The sequence below is a fragment of the Persicitalea jodogahamensis genome (genome assembly GCF_014651615.1).
Lineage (GTDB): Bacteria > Bacteroidota > Bacteroidia > Cytophagales > Spirosomataceae > Persicitalea > Persicitalea jodogahamensis.
Window position 1 is genome coordinate 2,155,207 of sequence record NZ_BMXF01000001.1, and the last position, 17,059, is coordinate 2,172,265.

The 17,059-nt window shown below is 55.2% G+C and carries 11 protein-coding genes and 1 tRNA gene; 8 read left to right on the plus strand and 4 right to left on the minus strand.

Going from position 1 to position 17,059, the window contains the following annotated elements; genetic code table 11:
* Window positions 1–26 precede the first annotated feature (26 nt).
* The 6 genes from IE117_RS08940 to IE117_RS08965 all read left to right on the plus strand — a co-directional run bounded on the left by IE117_RS08940 (window position 27) and on the right by IE117_RS08965 (window position 9,107).
* Complete coding sequence (locus IE117_RS08940; RefSeq protein WP_189563941.1) at window positions 27–3,956, plus strand: phage tail tape measure protein; 3,930 nt, start codon at window positions 27–29, stop codon at window positions 3,954–3,956.
* 54 nt (window positions 3,957–4,010) lie between these two features.
* Window positions 4,011–5,456, plus strand: a complete 1,446-nt coding sequence (locus IE117_RS08945) for a hypothetical protein (protein ID WP_189563942.1) — start codon at window positions 4,011–4,013, stop codon at window positions 5,454–5,456.
* An 86-nt stretch (window positions 5,457–5,542) separates the two neighbouring features.
* Window positions 5,543–7,780, plus strand: coding sequence for a hypothetical protein (locus tag IE117_RS08950; RefSeq protein ID WP_189563943.1), 2,238 nt, complete (start codon window positions 5,543–5,545; stop codon window positions 7,778–7,780).
* Window positions 7,777–8,202 carry a hypothetical protein gene (locus tag IE117_RS08955; protein ID WP_189563944.1) on the plus strand — a complete coding sequence of 142 codons (426 nt, stop codon included), beginning with the start codon at window positions 7,777–7,779 and terminating at the stop codon, window positions 8,200–8,202. Before IE117_RS08950 ends, IE117_RS08955 begins: the two co-directional genes overlap by 4 nt.
* On the plus strand, window positions 8,199–8,555 hold the full coding sequence (locus tag IE117_RS08960; RefSeq protein ID WP_189563945.1) for a hypothetical protein: 357 nt from the start codon (window positions 8,199–8,201) through the stop codon (window positions 8,553–8,555). Before IE117_RS08955 ends, IE117_RS08960 begins: the two co-directional genes overlap by 4 nt.
* A 72-nt stretch (window positions 8,556–8,627) precedes the next feature.
* A complete protein-coding gene (locus tag IE117_RS08965; protein ID WP_189563946.1) occupies window positions 8,628–9,107 on the plus strand; it encodes a DUF5675 family protein in 480 nt (159 codons plus the stop codon).
* A 2-nt stretch (window positions 9,108–9,109) separates the two neighbouring features.
* Here IE117_RS08965 and IE117_RS08970 read toward each other — a convergent pair whose 3' ends face one another.
* Both IE117_RS08970 and IE117_RS08975 read right to left on the minus strand, forming a co-directional pair.
* The gene (locus IE117_RS08970; RefSeq protein WP_189563947.1) at window positions 9,110–10,300 is read right to left on the minus strand and encodes a tyrosine-type recombinase/integrase; all 1,191 of its coding nucleotides are present in this window, start codon (window positions 10,298–10,300) and stop codon (window positions 9,110–9,112) included.
* Window positions 10,301–10,408: 108 nt separating this feature from the next.
* Window positions 10,409–10,493: transfer RNA gene (locus IE117_RS08975), tRNA-Ser, on the minus strand.
* Between the two features lie 157 nt (window positions 10,494–10,650).
* On the opposite strand from IE117_RS08975, the gene purL reads away from it, so the two are divergent.
* Together purL and IE117_RS08985 are read left to right on the plus strand one after the other, a co-directional pair.
* A complete protein-coding gene (gene purL / locus IE117_RS08980; RefSeq protein ID WP_189563948.1) occupies window positions 10,651–12,924 on the plus strand; it encodes a phosphoribosylformylglycinamidine synthase subunit PurL in 2,274 nt (757 codons plus the stop codon).
* Window positions 12,925–12,993: 69 nt separating this feature from the next.
* Window positions 12,994–13,401, plus strand: a complete 408-nt coding sequence (locus IE117_RS08985; protein WP_189563949.1) for a DUF1761 domain-containing protein — start codon at window positions 12,994–12,996, stop codon at window positions 13,399–13,401.
* A gap of 92 nt (window positions 13,402–13,493) precedes the next feature.
* Here IE117_RS08985 and IE117_RS08990 read toward each other — a convergent pair whose 3' ends face one another.
* Both IE117_RS08990 and IE117_RS08995 read right to left on the minus strand, forming a co-directional pair.
* On the minus strand, window positions 13,494–13,697 hold the full coding sequence (locus IE117_RS08990; protein ID WP_189563950.1) for a hypothetical protein: 204 nt from the start codon (window positions 13,695–13,697) through the stop codon (window positions 13,494–13,496).
* 168 nt (window positions 13,698–13,865) lie between these two features.
* Entirely contained in the window at window positions 13,866–17,042 is a 3,177-nt protein-coding gene (locus IE117_RS08995; protein ID WP_189563951.1) for an MFS transporter, read from the minus strand.
* Window positions 17,043–17,059 lie beyond the last annotated feature (17 nt).

The following is a 17,059-nucleotide window of genomic DNA, read 5'->3' on the forward strand; positions in this document are numbered from 1 at the left end:
CGTAGCGTACCTTTTTCTGTTTACGGATGCAACTCGTCGAAAACTCGGTCTGGAACCTGGACATCAACGGCAAACCCGCCCTGAATGCCCTGGGGGAGCTGGAACAAAAACTCGCAGACACCAAAAAAGCGCAGGCTGACCTGCAACGTGGCACCAAAGAGTGGGCCGAAAGCCAGAAGGAGATCAAGGCGTTGGAAGCCGAGATCAAGAACGTCCGCGAAACGATGGGCCAGGCGGGCATGACGGTGAAGCAGCTGGAAGGCTACGCCCGGCAGCTTAACAAGGAACTCAAAGACCTTACGCCCGGCACGGAGGAGTACATTAAAAAGACCGAGGAGTTAAAGGAGGTCAATACCCGGCTATCCAATGTCAGGAAAGACGTAAGGGCCGTGGCCGACGAAGCCGATGGCTCCAAGGGCGTGTGGTCCAACCTGAAACAGTGGATCATGGGGGCCTTTGTGATGACGATCGTGTACGAGGCGGGCCGCATAATCGCCCAATTCGTCGGCGATGCCGTCGAGAACTTCAAGAAATTCGACTCCGCCGCCAAAGAACTCTCGGCCAATACCAAAATCACCGGCAGCGAGCTGGAATACCTGAAAGACCAGGCCAAATCCCTCGGTCCGCAGATGGGCAAGACCGGCGACGAAATGCTGGCTGCCTACCAGCTGATGGGTTCGGCCAAATCGGACCTGACCGAAAACGCCGCCGCCCTGGCCGGCGTCACCAAGGAAGCCATCATTCTGAGCCAGGCGGGCAAGATCGAACTCGCGCCGGCCACGGAGCTGATGGCGGGTGCGCTCAACCAGTTCAACGCGCCGGCCAGCGACGCCGGGCGTTTCATCAACGCCATCGCGGCGGGTGCCCAGGTCGGCTCCGCCGAAATCGCCGACATGACCAGCTCCTTGAAGGCATCAGGTACCGTGGCCAATGCCGCTAACGTCAGTTTCGAGCAGACGAACGGCGCCCTGCAATCGCTCTCGACGATCAACATCAAGGGCGAGCAGGCGGGTACCATGTTCCGGAACACGCTCATCAAACTGATGTCGTCGGCCGACGATCTCAACCCGCAGATCGTCGGGCTGGACCAATCGCTGGAAAATCTAGCCAAGCGCAACCTCACGACCGCCGAACTGGCCAAGATGTTCGGCACCGAGAACGTCGTAGCCGCCCAGCACCTGATGAATCACCGCGAGCAGGTGAAGGAATTTACGGCGGCGCTCACCGGCACGGACGAAGCCTACAAAATGGCGGCGACCAACAACGACACGCTGGAATTCAAGCAGAAGCAGTCGGAGGCCACCACGGCCAATCTGGGCGTGGCCCTGGGCGAAAAACTCAGCCCCTTCATCATCAAGGCCTACGACGCCTGGGGCGTGTTTCAGTCGGCCATGGGCGACGTCATCGAGGGCAGTACGCCGCTATTCGATGCCTTCATGATGCTGTGGGACGTGCTGAGCAACTTGTTCGGCAGCGTCGGCAAAGTGATTGCCGTCTTCTTCGGACTCGACGAAAAGACCGACAAAACCAAAACCGTGATGCAGGTCCTCACGGTAGTTTTCGGCATCGTGGCGGCGGCTGCCGGCACGCTCGTCGGTGTGTTGCAGCTCATCATCGACGGGCTGCTCTTCCTGGATGGCAAGATCACCTTCGACCAGCTGAAGAACAACGCCACCAATACGTTCAATACGATTAAGAACGGGCTGAAATCGACCTTCGTCGATCAGTTCAAGGAAATCGAAGCGCCGGCCGTCGCCGCCCAGAAAGACCTGGCCCAAAAGCAGGGAGCCGCCCGGGCCGACGAAGAAAAGAAGACCATCGACGCGATCGTCAACAACGAGGTAGGTACCCACGCCAGGGGCTTGACCAAAAAAGAGGAAGCGGCCCAGAAACACCGGGAAGCCGAAGAAGCCAAGGCTAAGAAAGCCGCCGAAAAAGAGGAAGCCGACCGCGTAGCTGCCAACGAGAAGGCCAACAAGGAGATCGAACGCGCCGCCATTGCGGCCATCACCGACGAAACGGCCCGCAAAAAAGCCCAGCTTGAATTCGAGCTGAACGAGAAGCTGGCTGCCAACACCAAGTCGAAGGCCGACGACCTAACCAAGGTACTTTACGAAATCGCACTCCGGGAGAAGTTCAAGACCGAAACCGAGAAGCTGGAAGCCGACGCCCGGACGAAGGCGGTAGCCGAAGAGAAAAAGAAGCTCGACGAAATCAGTAAGCTGGAAGAAGCCGCCCGCACCGAACGGCAAAACCGCGAGTACGCCACCAGCAAGGCTGTGCTGGAAAATGCGCTGAGCAACGAAAAACTTAGCATCAGCCAGCGGCAAAAATTGAAGCTGGACCTGATCGAGTTGGAGCGCCAGAACGAGCTGCGGAAAATCGAGGAGATTGCCCAGAAGGAACGGGCGAAGGCCATCGAGACCAGCAACCAGCTCATCAAGCTGGCCGGGGACGATGCCGAGAAAAAGAAGCAGATCCTCAATGAGCTGGACGCGACTACGCGCGGCATCGACGCCAAACTGGTGGCCGACAAAACCGCCACCAACAATAAGTACAACGCCGACACCAAAGCCGCCGAGCAGAAAAGCCTGGAAGAGCGCAAGGCCAACCAGGAAAGCTGGTTCAACGCCATCAAATCACTCATGTCCGGCGACCTAGCCAGCTTCACCGACTTCCTGTCGAAAAAGCTGATGGGGGAGAAGGAGATGAACCAGGAGCGCCTGAAAAGCTGGGCTACCAAAGGAGCGGAAATTCTGGATATCGTCGGCAAGGGCATCGAGGTGATGCAGCAGCTCAACCAGAAGTACCTGGAAAGCCAGATCGACAAAAACAACAAAGAGCGCAATGATAAGATACTGAAACTCCAACAGCAGTATCAGAAGGGGATTATCGACAAGGCGACCTACGAAACGGGCATCAAGAACATCAACGAGCAGGCCGATGAAAAGGAGAAGCAGTTGAAGATACGCGCCTGGAAACGCGACCAGGCCGGACAAATCGCGATGGCCGTCGTCAACGGAGCCGCCGCCGCCCTGAAATCTCTGGCAACTATGGGCTGGCCGCTCGGCCTGGTGGGAGTGGCAGCGGCTGCCGCAACCACCATTGCCCAGATCGCCCTGATCAAGCGCCAGTCGCCGCCTACGTTTGCTTCGGGCGGTAAGATCCGCAACGCCGGGGTTCCGGACGGTCCCGGCCACGGCAGCAGCTACGGCCAGTCGGGTATTTCGATGATCCGGCGCGACACCGGCGAGGAAGTCGGCGAAATGGAGGGCGGGGAGCCGGTGATGATCCTGTCCAAAAACACTTACCGGAACAACCGGAAGATGATCGATAAGCTGCTGCACTCCTCGCTGCATCGCAATGGTGCGCCCGTGTACGCCGAACAGGGAGCTTTGATGGATTCAAACGGCGGCTCGTACCAAAATATGCTCTATGGCAAAATGTACCGGGAGGGGCTGGATGGTAGCTACGACGAAGACCTTGGCTGGCAGGAAGACAACCGCCAGGAGGGCAGCGGTAACACCAGCATGGGCGCCCCATCCAATGCCAATACCTACGACGATTACGGTTACGGCGGCTACGAAAGCGGGGGCGGTGGTTTTGATGCCGGGGTCGATTTTGGCGGCGGCGATTGGGGCGGCGATGCTTACAACGGTAACGATTACCAGGATGTAGGGGCCGCTCAGGGCAGCGTCGATGCCGCCAACGCCCAGATCGCCAAGAGCCAGCAGCTGATGGAGAAAATCGTGAAAAACACGGAGATCACCGCCGAAGCCATCCGTACCCTCTCAGACATCACGGTCAATATGTCGGGCAAGATCGACGGCCTGGTGGGCGCGACGTACAGCGTGGCCGACGCCTCCAACCGCGCCGCCGATGCGGGCTACCAGGCCGCTGCCGCCAGCAACCGCGCGGCCGATGCAGCGGCGATGGGGAAACAGCATGACGCTTAGCTTCGTCTTCGCTCAGCTTGACAATAATATCAGGGTGATAAATGATAGTTGATAATGAAAAAATCTGTTGAGTTTCGGTTGGATGGGGTACCGCTTTATTTGGCGCCCCGCACGGGTTTTGTCCTGGAAAGGTATAATCCGCTGTTTGATTTTGGTCAGGTACGCGGGTCGAAGGTGTATCGGTTCACGGTGCCGTACTGCCCGGTCAACAACCGGCTTTTCCAGTACGCCGCCGATCCGCAGGCCGTGGCCCGGCCGCGCAAGTACTTCACCGAGCAGTACGCCGATGGCGACCTAGTGGAGCGGGGATTCACTTTCCTGCAAGGGGTCAAGCCCGAAGGCTACGAGATCAGCTTTGGTAGCAGCTTCGGCGATTTCTTCGGCGACCTGCGCGACGTGCCGCTCAACCTGATCCCGTTTGGCTCCGAAGCCTTGCCCGCCGATCATAAGGACATCGTTCCGGAAAAAGTCGTGGCCGGCCGCACGGTCTATACCCTGCCTACCATCCTCAATGCACAGTTCTACGGCACCACGCCGCCCAGCGGATTCAGCGGTCGCATGAATGACTACATCCTGGCGGACGGCTACCTGGCTACGGCTCCACGGGTGCCTATGCTCAACCTGCACTGGGTATTGCGCCGCCTGGGCGAAATCGTCGGCTGCACGTTCCAGGGCGAGTTCATGGACGATCCGGCCGCGCAGCGCCTGCTCATCTACAACACCTTTGCGCTCGACGGCAGCACCGTGCTGGAATACCGCAACCACCTGCCCGCCGACCTCACACCCCGCTCTCTGCTGCTGGCGCTCACGTTGCCACCCTTCGGGATCAGTGCTTTCTACGACGTCCACCGCCGCACGATCACGCTCCGCTATTCCGAAAGCGGCCTGGCCACGCCGACCCGGCTCAACCTGACCGACCGCACCCAGCCCAACCTCGCTCCCGGCACCGTCATCGACCGCCGCCTCGAACTGGACTGGGAACTCGACAGCGACGACGGCCTGATGAAAACCACGCCCGCCGCCGTAGCCAAATACACCGCGCCGGCTACGGATGATTCGACGCTTTTCCCGCTGAAAGGAAAGTTCAGCACCCTGCTCATGGACGGCGCGACCGGCCTGCCCATCACGGAGCAGGTCGGGATCAGCCCGATCAACGGCCAGCTCGACAAGAAATTCAAACCCCGGCTGCTGTATTGGGAAGGCGTGGTCGGTGGCGTACCCAGGGCCAGTACAGCCTACGGTAACCAGTCGCTCAGCTTCGTAGGGCCCAACAATCTGCGGGATACATTCTGGAAGCGCTACGATTCATTCCGCCTGCGAACTTTCCCGGTTCAGCTGAGCGTGGCCCTCACCGCTGGCCAGCTGGCCCGGCTGGATTTCCACCGGCGAGCGGGCGAAGAAGTAGCCGTCCACGTGCGCGGACTCGACTATTATCTGTCAGGGTTGAAAGCACCGCTTCCCCTGGGCGGATACTGCACGCTCGACGCCTGGCGCCGCTGAGTTTTCGTCCTATTACCGGAGGTCCGAAAGGGTGAGTTTTGAACTGCTTTACACAAGTCGGTTCATTTCTCACCTTATTTTTTCTCATGAAAAAGCTATTGTCGGCCTGTCTGTTTTTTGCCTTCTGTCTGCCGTTTGCCCGTGGGCAAACCATCACCTTTCCGCCTGGCAAACTTGCCAGCGAAGAATATGTGCAGCACTACGTCGATTCGGTATTACAGGCCAAGCCGGTCGTTCAGGTACCGCCCGTCATCACCCTGCCGGCACCGCCTACGCTCCAACCCTGCAAGGCCGGGCCTGAAATCAGAACTATAACCAGTGTCACGGAGCAATCGCTCGTCCTGGTTTTCCACGGTGAAGAAGTCCACGGAATGGATTTCGAGATTCTGAAAAACGGTGCTGTACAACGTGCCGGCAAGCTCGAACCCAAGTCTAATACGCTGACTTTGGGATATGAAAGCCTGTCGGGCGGCACTTACTCGCTGCGCCTGATCGGCAACACCTGTCTGGGATCGAGTGAGCCGCGTGAATTCACGATCGAGAAGTTTTCTGGCCAGGTCAATCCGCCCAAAATACCAGTACCCGATCCGGGGAGAGCAGATCAAACCGTACAGCCAGTACTGCTCAGCAAGTCGCATCCTTATATACTTGATGTCACGATCACCGGCACCAGCGAAAACTGGCTGATCAGTGATGTAAGTACTTTCCAGCTCCGGGAGGGCTACGAGTTTCTGTACCTGGTCAATAACGATATCGTCCGGACGAGCCAGAACCTGACGAACTACCACTACGCTGGCAACACGCCCGTCCGCATCCAGAAGCATCCGATCAAGAAAGGCGCCGAGAGTCTGGCCCGGTGGGACATGAACGCCCAGCCTGGCAGCTGGTTCGATAAGGATGCTTCCTACGCCTTCGGTCCGATCAGCGACGTCGGCGGCGTCACGGCCTACTATTTTAAAGGTGGCTGGCTCCCGCAGTCGCAGGATCTGGCTTGGGTGAATCCTGTGCCGGCTGGCTGGCAGCCCAAGGATTACAGCACCTGGCCAGAGTCATCGCCCGCGATCACGCTGCCAGCCAACAAGGTCTATGTGCAGGCTCCCCACACCGAGGGCCAGACCATCTCGCAGTTGCTTCGCCTGGGCGTAACTCACTACTCCCAGAAGTGGCGGACCAAAGAGGCGGGATTGCCAGCCGATCGCGTTTACAACGATGTTCCCCAGACCCGCACCCTGCTCAACCTGAGTATGAATGGGAATCAATGGGTCAAGTCATTCAGCGATGATCATATCCGGGCAGCCGCACGACGGATCGAGATCATGCCCGTCATGGTCAACGAGACCATGGAAGGCGACGACTGGATTCCCCAGGACAACCGTTCGTGGGGCATATTCTACGATGAGCTGGGCAACCGAATTCCGAGGGATGGCAAGCGGCGCTACCTGAGCCATAACTACTACGACATTCTGCCGAATGAATACTCGACAGCCAACAAGAAGTTGACGGATTTGCGCTGGGTGTACAATACTCCCGCCCGAAACTTGCCGCGTGGCGTATTCAGCGGCACGCTCAAAAGCACAAACACCCACATGACCGGGTGGTACAAGAATGCTCCGGACGAAACGACCTACGTCTACAAGCGCCTGTACAACATGCAGGTCAGCAGGAAGCTGGGGCTGTTTACCGGCGTGTTCATTTTTCCGGTGCACGAATGGCTTCCGGGATTCAGCTGGCAGGTGGAGGTGGCCAGCCCGGCCGGAAAGTTCAGTCGCTCCGACAAAGCGCCGCTCTCGCCGTCTGAACTCGTGACGGCCGCATTCCTCGGTCTGGATGAAGGCGATATCGCCATAGTGTGGGATACTGATTTTTGGCTGAGCAAGAACCCTGCCGACCAGAAAGTGAGCTGGATGGGTACCGGGAAAGATCGCTGGGAAGGGCCTGGAGAATTCCCCTACAAATCAAACGGAGCGGGTTTCGGCGGCTACCCGCAGTGGACTTATGACGTCTTTCATTTTGGCGTGCTGCTGTACAGCCATACCAGCGCGGCCACCGATGGCGGCGAAAGCCACTATGCGTCCTTCCGCATCGATGGCGGCAGCTGGATCACCCCCCGTCTGGACGGCTCCGACGTGCTGGATGCCTGGGATCAAAAACGGGGGCTGGCGAAAGTGACGAAGAAAGGGAAGGTCGTCACGATCAGCTACGTCAACCCCGCCGCCGATAACCAGCCGCACTCGATCGAGATCCGCGACCCGGATAATGCTAGTCGCACCTGGCGGGGAACGGTGTTCGGCGATGTGATTCATTCCGTTAACCTGAGTATATGAAAACGCTTCGCTTGCTGCTGCTGCTGACGCTGTTCAGCCTGCTGACCGACTGCCGCACCCTGCACACGGTGGCCACCCGCGCCGACAGCACCGTCTACCGCTCGGCCGACTCGGGAGAGCAGTGGCAGCGCGAGATCATCCGTGAGTACCTGCCCGGCCAAATACTGTATGACACGCTGTGGCGCTACGATACCCTGCACGTGCCACAGATCGTCCGCGTTCCGGCGCCCTATCCCGTCCGGGAGATCATCCGCGAATCGGCCGCCCGGCAACAAAGCCAGACTGAAGAGAAACAAGTGCAAACCCAAACCCGCGAGAAGGACGCCCACATGCCGGTGATGATGCAGGCTATGATGCTGCTCTGCGCAAGTGCCGTCTTCGTGGCGATCGGTATGGCAGCTATAATCTTACTGAAAAAATGAACCTACTAATTCTGGCTCAGGCCATGCAGGATAAAGTGATTGCCCAGGGCTTCGACCTGGCCCGCGACGTGACGCCGGCCTCGATGGCTGGCTACGCCTTCGCGGTGATCGTGCTGGTGGTGGGCCTGTACGTCTTTTTTAAGCTCTACGCCAAGGAGAAGGACTACAACAAGGAAGTGACCAAAGCAATGGGCGACTTCAACCAGAAGTCGCTGGAAGTGCTCGTGTCGGTGAAGGGACGCCTGGACGATCAGCAACGCATGGGCGACAACATCACCGAGATCCGCCACCACATGGACTCGCTGGGCAGCAAGTTCGACGCCCTGAGCCAGAAACTCGACCGCACCAGCTGATGGGCGGGCTGTTGGCCACGCTGCTGGCCCTGCATTTCTCACTGGCCATCCTCCTTTATCTAGCATTCAACAATGGAAATCCTGCAAAAACGCGTGAAGCGTGGGAAGAATAGTACCCTGTCGATACTATATGTCAACGGCAAAAAACATGGCTTTGTGGTGGAAGACAAAGACCGCGACCTGCATTCCGGTATGACGCTCGCTGAGCTCATAGCGATAAAAGTCCACTCCGAGACAGCCATTCCGACCGGGCGGTACCAGGTGGGGAAACGCTACTCGCCCAAGTTCAAGCGGTGGCTGCCCTGGCTGCTGGACGTGCTGGGTTTCCAGTTTATCTACTGTCACCCAGGCAACTGGATCAAGGACACGCAGGGTTGTCTGCTGCCTGGGCTGAGCTGGGGCTACGAGAGCGGCGAGTACTGCGTGCGGCAGAGCCGGGCCTGCTTCGAGCCGCTTTGGAAGGAGATCGAGGCAGCTCTGGGAGCTGGTGAGGAAGTTTGGTGGACTATTGTCGCTGTATACGAGGATGGAGCGGGGCGGTTGCTAGTTTAGTGTTAGTCTTTTTCTGGATCTGGAAAAATGTCGAGAGCGTCCTGATCCAGAAAAAGCCCTAGGTCACGCAGGTAAATATCAGTTGTACTGATGTCCTTATGCCGGCACTGTACCTGTACGAGTTTGATATCTTTGGTGGCTTGGTATAATTTGATCACCCCGGTGTGCTTCCAGCCGTACAAGTCATAATCCTGGTCGGTGAATCCTGCTAACTGCAGGATTTTTTTATTATGCTCCCAAAAGTATTTGTCATTGACTGGCTGCGGTCCCGGTTCCCCCTTTTTCGAAAATACATAATAACCGGGCGGGTAGGAGCGGAGTTTATATTCCACGATCAGATCCTCTAAACCCTTGGGTATCCTTACGTGCTCCGAATTATTATTCTTGGCCAGATCGCCCGGAATAATGAGTGTACGCTTTAAGATGTGCTTGATTTGTAATTTTTGGGCTTCTTCGCGTGGCCGAAGAAAGCAGAAGTATATAAAATTGACGAAAAGCCACAGTTGCCGATCCTGTACCTGGCGAAGGCAAATGTTTTTGTACTCGCGAACTTGCCAGGGTACATACGGAATGTGTTGGGTTCGTCCGCCTTTACGCTTCTTGACTTTCAAAAATGGATTTTCAGAAATGATCTCCCGCCCAATCAGCATAGCCCACATTCCACGCATGGTTCCTATAATATTGCTGTAGGTCTTTTTGGCCATGCCAATTTTCCCTGTTTTCGGAGACTTTCGCCGGTCCAGGTAGTCTGAAAAATCAAAGACGTCCTGTAAATCGAACTCATTCAGTGGCAACTTTTCCAGATCGGCTTCTTTCAACCAGACAGAAAATGCCCGTAAATCCTTCTTATACGTCTTGATGGTGTTCTTTCCGACTTCCTTTTCCTTAGCACTCAGGTAAAAGGCAACCGCCTTTTCCATCGCCATCGACGGGCTAACCTCCGGCTCAACATAGGGTATCGGTTCGACGACAGCGCCGGCTTTCAGTTCGGCATTAATTGCCTCAATTATGATTTTGGCCTGAGCATAGCGCTCCTTTGCTGTAGGGTGGTTTATGACCACACGCTTTCTGATCAGCTTGCCCTTTTGCTCGGACCAAGCGTAATAGTTAATGTACCATTTTTTGGATAGGTCCCCTTTTGAGTCGGATAAGAACGCCTCTCGAAAAGGGTATTTTTCTAAGAATGATGGCATGGAAAGACCCAATGTATCGATGAGCAGCTGGCACTTATTTGGCACCAAGGCATGTTTTCTACGCGAAAAGCGGCCCGAACCTATTGGTTCTGAGCCGCTTACGTGTTGCAGAGGAAGAGGGATTCGAACCCCCGGTGGGTTGCCCCACAACAGTTTTCAAGACTGCCGCATTCGACCACTCTGCCATTCCTCTTCGGGTCAAACTAGGCTGCAAAATTAAGCATCATTTCCATTCTGTCAATACTTTTATCAGAAAAAATCTTTCGATGCCGCTTCTCTACGCATAAAACCCTAGTTTTGTGCTGTGTCGCTGCATATTTAATTATCAACTTTCAACGCTCCACTACTAAATGAAGTCTGAAATAAACGACGGCAACGCCATCCCCACCGTCGAAACCGCCCGCAAACTTGGTGTATTACCCGAAGAATTCGCCCGAATCGAAGAAATTCTGGGCCGCACGCCCAACTTCACCGAGCTGAGTATATTCTCCGTAATGTGGTCGGAACACTGTTCCTACAAAAACTCCATCGTTTGGCTCAAAACCCTGCCGCGTGACTCGGACCGGATGCTGGCCAAGGCTGGCGAAGAAAATGCCGGACTGGTCGACATCGGCGACGGCCTGGCGTGTAGTTTCAAGATCGAGTCGCACAACCACCCTTCAGCGCTGGAACCTTATCAGGGCGCGGCGACGGGCGTAGGGGGCATCAATCGGGACATATTCACGATGGGGGCCCGGCCCATTGCACAGCTCAATTCGCTGCGATTCGGCAACCCTGAACTGGCCAAGACGAAGTGGCTGGTGCGTGGCGTTGTGAAAGGCATCGGCGACTACGGCAACGCCTTCGGTATTCCGACGGTCGGCGGGGAGGTTTTTTTCGATGAGTGCTATAACACCAATCCGCTCGTGAACGCTTTCTCGGCGGGCATTGTGGAGGTAGGTAAAGTCGCCAAGGCGACCTCCTATGGCGTCGGAAATCCGGTATATATCGTCGGCTCGGCCACGGGCAAGGATGGAATTCACGGCGCGACCTTCGCTTCTGAAGATATTTCGGATAAGTCTAATGAAAAGCTTCCCGCCGTGCAGGTCGGCGATCCGTTCATGGAGAAGCTGCTGCTGGAAGCCACGCTGGAGATTATCGCCACGGGCCACGTCATCGGGATTCAGGACATGGGTGCGGCGGGTATCATATGTTCGACCTCAGAAATGAGTGCGAAAGGCGAACACGGCATGGTGATCGATCTCGATAAAGTACCCACCCGCCAGACTAATATGCACGGCTGGGAAATTCTGTTGTCGGAGTCGCAGGAACGGATGCTGGTGGTAGTTCAGAAGGGGAAGGAGGACATCATTCAGGGAATTTTTGACAAGTGGGATTTGCACTGCGTCCAAATCGGCGAAGTGGTGCCTGCCGGACCGGACGACGCCGGACGTTTGCACTTTTACCAGCACGGCGAACTCATCGCCGACGTGCCCGCGCACGATTTGGTGCTGGGCGGTGGCGCCCCGCAGTATCACCGCGAGTATCGCGAACCCGCGTACTACCAGAAATTCAAGGAATTTGATATTGATAAAATATCTGATGTCAGTACGGAGGACATCGTTAAAGTAGCCCGACACCTGCTTTCACACCCCAATATTGCGTCCAAGCGCTGGATTTACGAGCAGTACGATTCCATGGTGGGCACGGCCAACCGCAGTACCAACCGCCCATCCGACGCTGCCGTGGTGCGCATCCGTGATGTAAGCCGCCCCGATTACAAAAAGGGCATCGCTATGACAGTGGACTGCAATAGCCGTTACGTCAATGCCGACCCGTTTATCGGCGCACAAATCGCTGTTTCGGAAGCTGCCCGAAATCTGACTTGCACCGGCGCCGAACCGCTGGCTGTGACCAACAACCTCAATTTTGGCAATCCCTACGTGCCGGAAGTCTATTGGCAGTTTGTTCAGGCAGTCAAGGGTATGGGCGCGGCCTGCGAGAAATTCGGCACACCCGTCACTGGTGGCAACGTGAGTTTCTACAATCAGAGCTCCGATGATGGTCCTGTGTTTCCAACACCTACTATCGGCATGATCGGCCTCATGGAAGATCCTGCCCACCAAATGACGCTCGACTTCAAAGCTACTGACGATCTGATTTACCTGGTCGGAGCGCCGAAGAACGATATTGCCTCATCTGAATACCTGTACAGCTACCGCAAGGTGAAAGAGTCGCCGGCTCCCGCTTTCGATATGGAGGAGGAGTACACGCTTCATCAGGCAGTCAAGCAGCTCATTGTCAAAAATCTGGTGCAGTCGGTTCATGACGTATCGGACGGAGGGTTGTTTGTCGCTCTGGCCGAGTCGGCAATGCCCCGAGGGTTGGGTTTCCAGATCGCCAGCGACACGAATTTCCGCACTGACGCCTATCTTTTCGGTGAAGCGCAGGGAAGGGTGCTGGTGTCGGTGAAGCCCGCTCAGCAGGGAGAATTCCAAAAGTACCTGGGCGGAGATCAGAAAATACCGCATGCTCTGTTGGGAACGGTTACAGCGCAGGATTTTGTGGTTGACCAGGAAGTTGTGATTGGTACTTCGGAAGCCAGGGGTTTGTATGACAATTCGTTGGGCAAAATAATGGGGTAGGGGGTGATTTGGGGCATCAGTTTTCATTGCCTATCTTAGGAAACTGATTCACTAAACCCTCCTAAAATCATGACATTAAAAATCAACTACCTCGCCGTGCTGGCGGCGGCGGTCGCTACCTTCGTATTGGGGGCCGCCTGGTACCTGGGATTCCAGGAAACCTGGATGGAACTGTCGGGCGTAACCGAAGAAAAGGTGGTAACTGAAGGTGGCGGAGCCGATGCTTATGTCATTAGTTTCGTGACCTACCTATTGGGTGCTTATGCCCTGGCCTTACTGTTTAAGTCGATGAATGTCAGGACTGTCCAGATGGGTTCCTTAACTGGCGCCCTGATCGGCTCGCTTATTGTGGGCGGCAATATTTTCACCAACAATGCTTACGAAATGAAGCCAATGGCCCTTTCGGTGCTGAACGCAGGGTTTAGCGTAGTGAGCATGACCGCGATGGGGGCAATTCTGGGCGGATGGAAAAAGTAAGGGGCGATCATACGAAAACTGTTTGGCGTATAGCTAAAAGGGGCGGCATCCTTTCGGATACCGCCCCTTCTTTTTCAGGAAATTCCTATTTATTACTCCTCTGATCCCGTCAATGCGTCGAACGCCTCTTTGCAGTCGTTGTCGTCGCCAAACTCCCAGAGAACTTCTTTCTGATCGGACATATTAAAAAGAATACAGGCTTTTTTGCTCTTATTGGCAATTCCTTTTTGAGCGGTAATCACTTGGTCCAGATTGATAATCAATCCGGTACCTTCCAGCAGCATCATTTTGGCCATAACAAAAAATAATCGGTTAAGTGTTTGGTTAAAAGTCGCGGGCGGTTGCCCATTTGGGCAGCAAAGATACAAACCATCCTCAAAACTCAGGTCAGGCCACTTAAATACTTTTGTCTGACCCTGATTTGCCCTTCCAGAAGAGAATCGCTTTATCCGTCCGCCGGTTATTTAATCCGTGAGTGTTTCCATGCGCCGCAACCGATCGTTTTGCATCCGGATTCGCTTGCACAATATGCTCAACACGCTCTTGAGCAGTTCGGAACGCTCCTCCATCAGGTCATAGAAATCATCCTGATCGATGCGGAAAAGCAGCGTTGGGTCAGCAATGACCGCTGAGGCCGAACGGGTTTCAGCGTCCAGCAGTGCCAGCTCGCCAAAAATATCGTTGGGACCGAACTGGGCAAGTTTGGTTTTGCCGTCAAAGATTTCCACTGTGCCGGAGTAGATCACGTACATGCAGGTTCCCAATTCTCCTTTTTCGAATAGTACTTCACCCAACCCGCAGGTTTGTTCCGTGATTATCGGCACGATTGCCGATAATACGTTTTCGGGGGTATTCTCAAAAAGGGGCGACCTTTTCAAAACCATCACTTTTTCAAGTGGTGAAACTACGCTGACGTTCGCTTCATGGTGGACCATATTTTCCTGGGGATTAAACAGATTGAGTTCCGTGGATTTGAGAATAGCCGCTTCCTGCACCAGCGGATCGGCGTGACCTATATACCTGAGCAATATAGCTGGGTCAAAACCGCCCGGCGTGGCGTTGATGGCCTGCACCACGCTCCATTCGCTAAACTTCGCGGTGCCATTTGCCAGCACGTACTTTACGATGGAACCCGGCTGCTGCTGGCGGCAAACCGTTTTTTCAAAAATGGTCAGCGTATTTTCCGGCGTGGTTTCGTCAAGCAGAGCATGAAGGGCCAGATACTCGTTACGGGGGATGATATTGTCCAGAATCTCGATAGCGTTAGCCCGCTTCTCGCGCGAGCTGTGTTCGATATTGAGCATGGCGTTTTCCACCATGCGGGCGTCGTGGGTAAGCATGAACAGATAGAAGATACGCCGGATGCTTTCATCGACCTCAAAATCGAGGCTATTATTCAGGGATTCATTACTATTTTCATTTAGTCCACCCACCAAGTGGTAGAGGTGATCGAATTCCTGCTGTAAGTAGTCAGGAAGTCGGTCGAGGTCTTTGCCTGGCGGATCGATCCGACTGAGTGACCGCAGGGCAGCCGTACGTGTCCGCAACCGATTGCTGGCCAGCAATTCGATGAGTATCCGCAAGGTGCGAGGTGTGCGGAAGCGCTCGCAGCCGGTGGCAATAAAATGGATCAGGTGCGGTTTGCCTTCTGCGATGGTTTGCCGTATACCGGCGTCCCCGGGTTCGCCAGCCTGCAGCAGGCCCATGATGGCCTGCTTGTCGTAGGTGCGGTTGTGGGTGAGTTGCAGCAGTTTTGCGCAGGTTTCCGGATCCGGTTGCCTGGCTACTACTGCGATGGCATTTTCAGTTACGGCGAATGAGCGGCTGTTCAATGATTGGTAGACAAAGGGCTCGTAACCTTTTTCTCCCAGCTCCTGAATACAATCAAGGGCAGCCAATTGGTCTTCTTCGTATTCCGATTCGGTCAGAAAACGTAGCGTAGCATCAGTAAGAGAGACAAAACGGCCCGACCTTTTACAGCCGATGATACTTCCTTCCACGGTACTCAGGTCGTCTGAGTTCAGGAAAGCCAATACCTGGCTTTCGGCCAGATCGTTTTGCTGGCAGGCGATCATGCCGCACAGCTTACGGTTGGCCGCAGACTCGTCGCGCTGCGCCAGTTGGTAGAGGGCTACCGGGTCGTAATTTTCGCCTGAATCGGCAATCGTAAGCAGTGTTTGGCGACGAACATTTTCGGAGGGGTGGTGGAGCAGGGAATCGAACTGTGCTGCCAATAAATCGGGACGGTGAGAGGCCAGCCAGTTCAGCGAAAAAAGTACGTCGCTAGGCGTGCTGCTGCCGAGTTTTTCCAAAATGAGCGCTTCCGCGTTTTCCTGAAACAAAAGATCGTCATCCTTGAAGAAACGTTTGCTGAGGGCGTTTTTGAGTTCCAGAAGGTAGTGTCCGTGTGCTTTTACCAAAAAATACAAAGCTCCCAGGGCAAGGGCTGTAATGAACAAAAACGAACCCGCCGCCAGATGCACGTGGTTGAGGTAAGCGATCAGGGTAACTACCCCCGCAATTCCCATGCCCAGGGGTTCATAAATCCCTTTGGCCAGGGTGTGAGCTTTCAGACGCTGGTGCAGGAAAAGCGGCTGGAACAGGACCAAAAAGACCGGGTCGTAGGTAGTTTTGCGCGTGATTTCAAAGAAAATATACAGCCCGCTGAACATATTGAGCAGCACGACTTCGCTGGTGTCAAGAAACGAAAACAGATAAAGCCCAATAGAAGCGGCGGCTGTCAGGACAGGAAGTAGAATCAGTACTGTTCGTAGTCCGAAGCGTTCTATTATCCGACTGGAAAGCAAGAGCTTGATTACGGTGGCCGTGCCGAAAGCGATGGTCAGCAGGTAGCCCAGATAACTCATGACGTCGTCCTGGTCGTGGTACTTATGCTTGACATTTACGAAAAAACTATACTCGATAAAAATCGCCGCCGCTGATACGAACACCATTCCCAGGCACAGGTAGTACACCAACCAGCTCCCCCCAAAGAGGCGATCAATAAGTCGCGGATGGCTCGCGTTGAACGTCCGGCGCTTCACCGCATGATGATCGGGAATCACGGTGGAACGGAAGGTCAGCGTCTGTACCAGATAAGCCAGCAAAAAGGCGGCACAGGCCACCCAAAGCAAAATGTAAAGTGAGTAAGCCGAGTGAATCAGTACCGCCAGCAGGGCGCCGATGGCCTTGGCGGGTAGGTCGCCCGAGCCAATAATGCCGAAGATGCGCTTGCTCTGCCGCACGTCGAACACCAGGGCCGACAATCCCCAAAACTCCAATCCCGACAGGAGGTAGATCGCCCGGTATCCGATCAGCAACACCACAGCCTCCACGAAGGGATCGAGAAAATACAATCCCACTGAAAGCAGAATCACCAGCCCTACGATGACGAGCATGACGCTCCGGATGAGCTTTTTGAGCGAAAGGCGGTGCTCAAAATGTTCGTATGCTTTCCCCGCCAGCATACAGCCTGCCGCCGCCAGAAAATAGCCCAGTGGCAGGGAAAGATCAGGGTTGTTTTGCAGCAATAGCACCGTGGCGCATACATAAATCAGTATGGTGCCGATGCTAATGAAAAAATTGTGGAGGAAGAAAAGTACCAGGCTGCGGGTACTTTCTCCGGAATTTGGTAGAGACACTGCCAGCGTCGATTAAC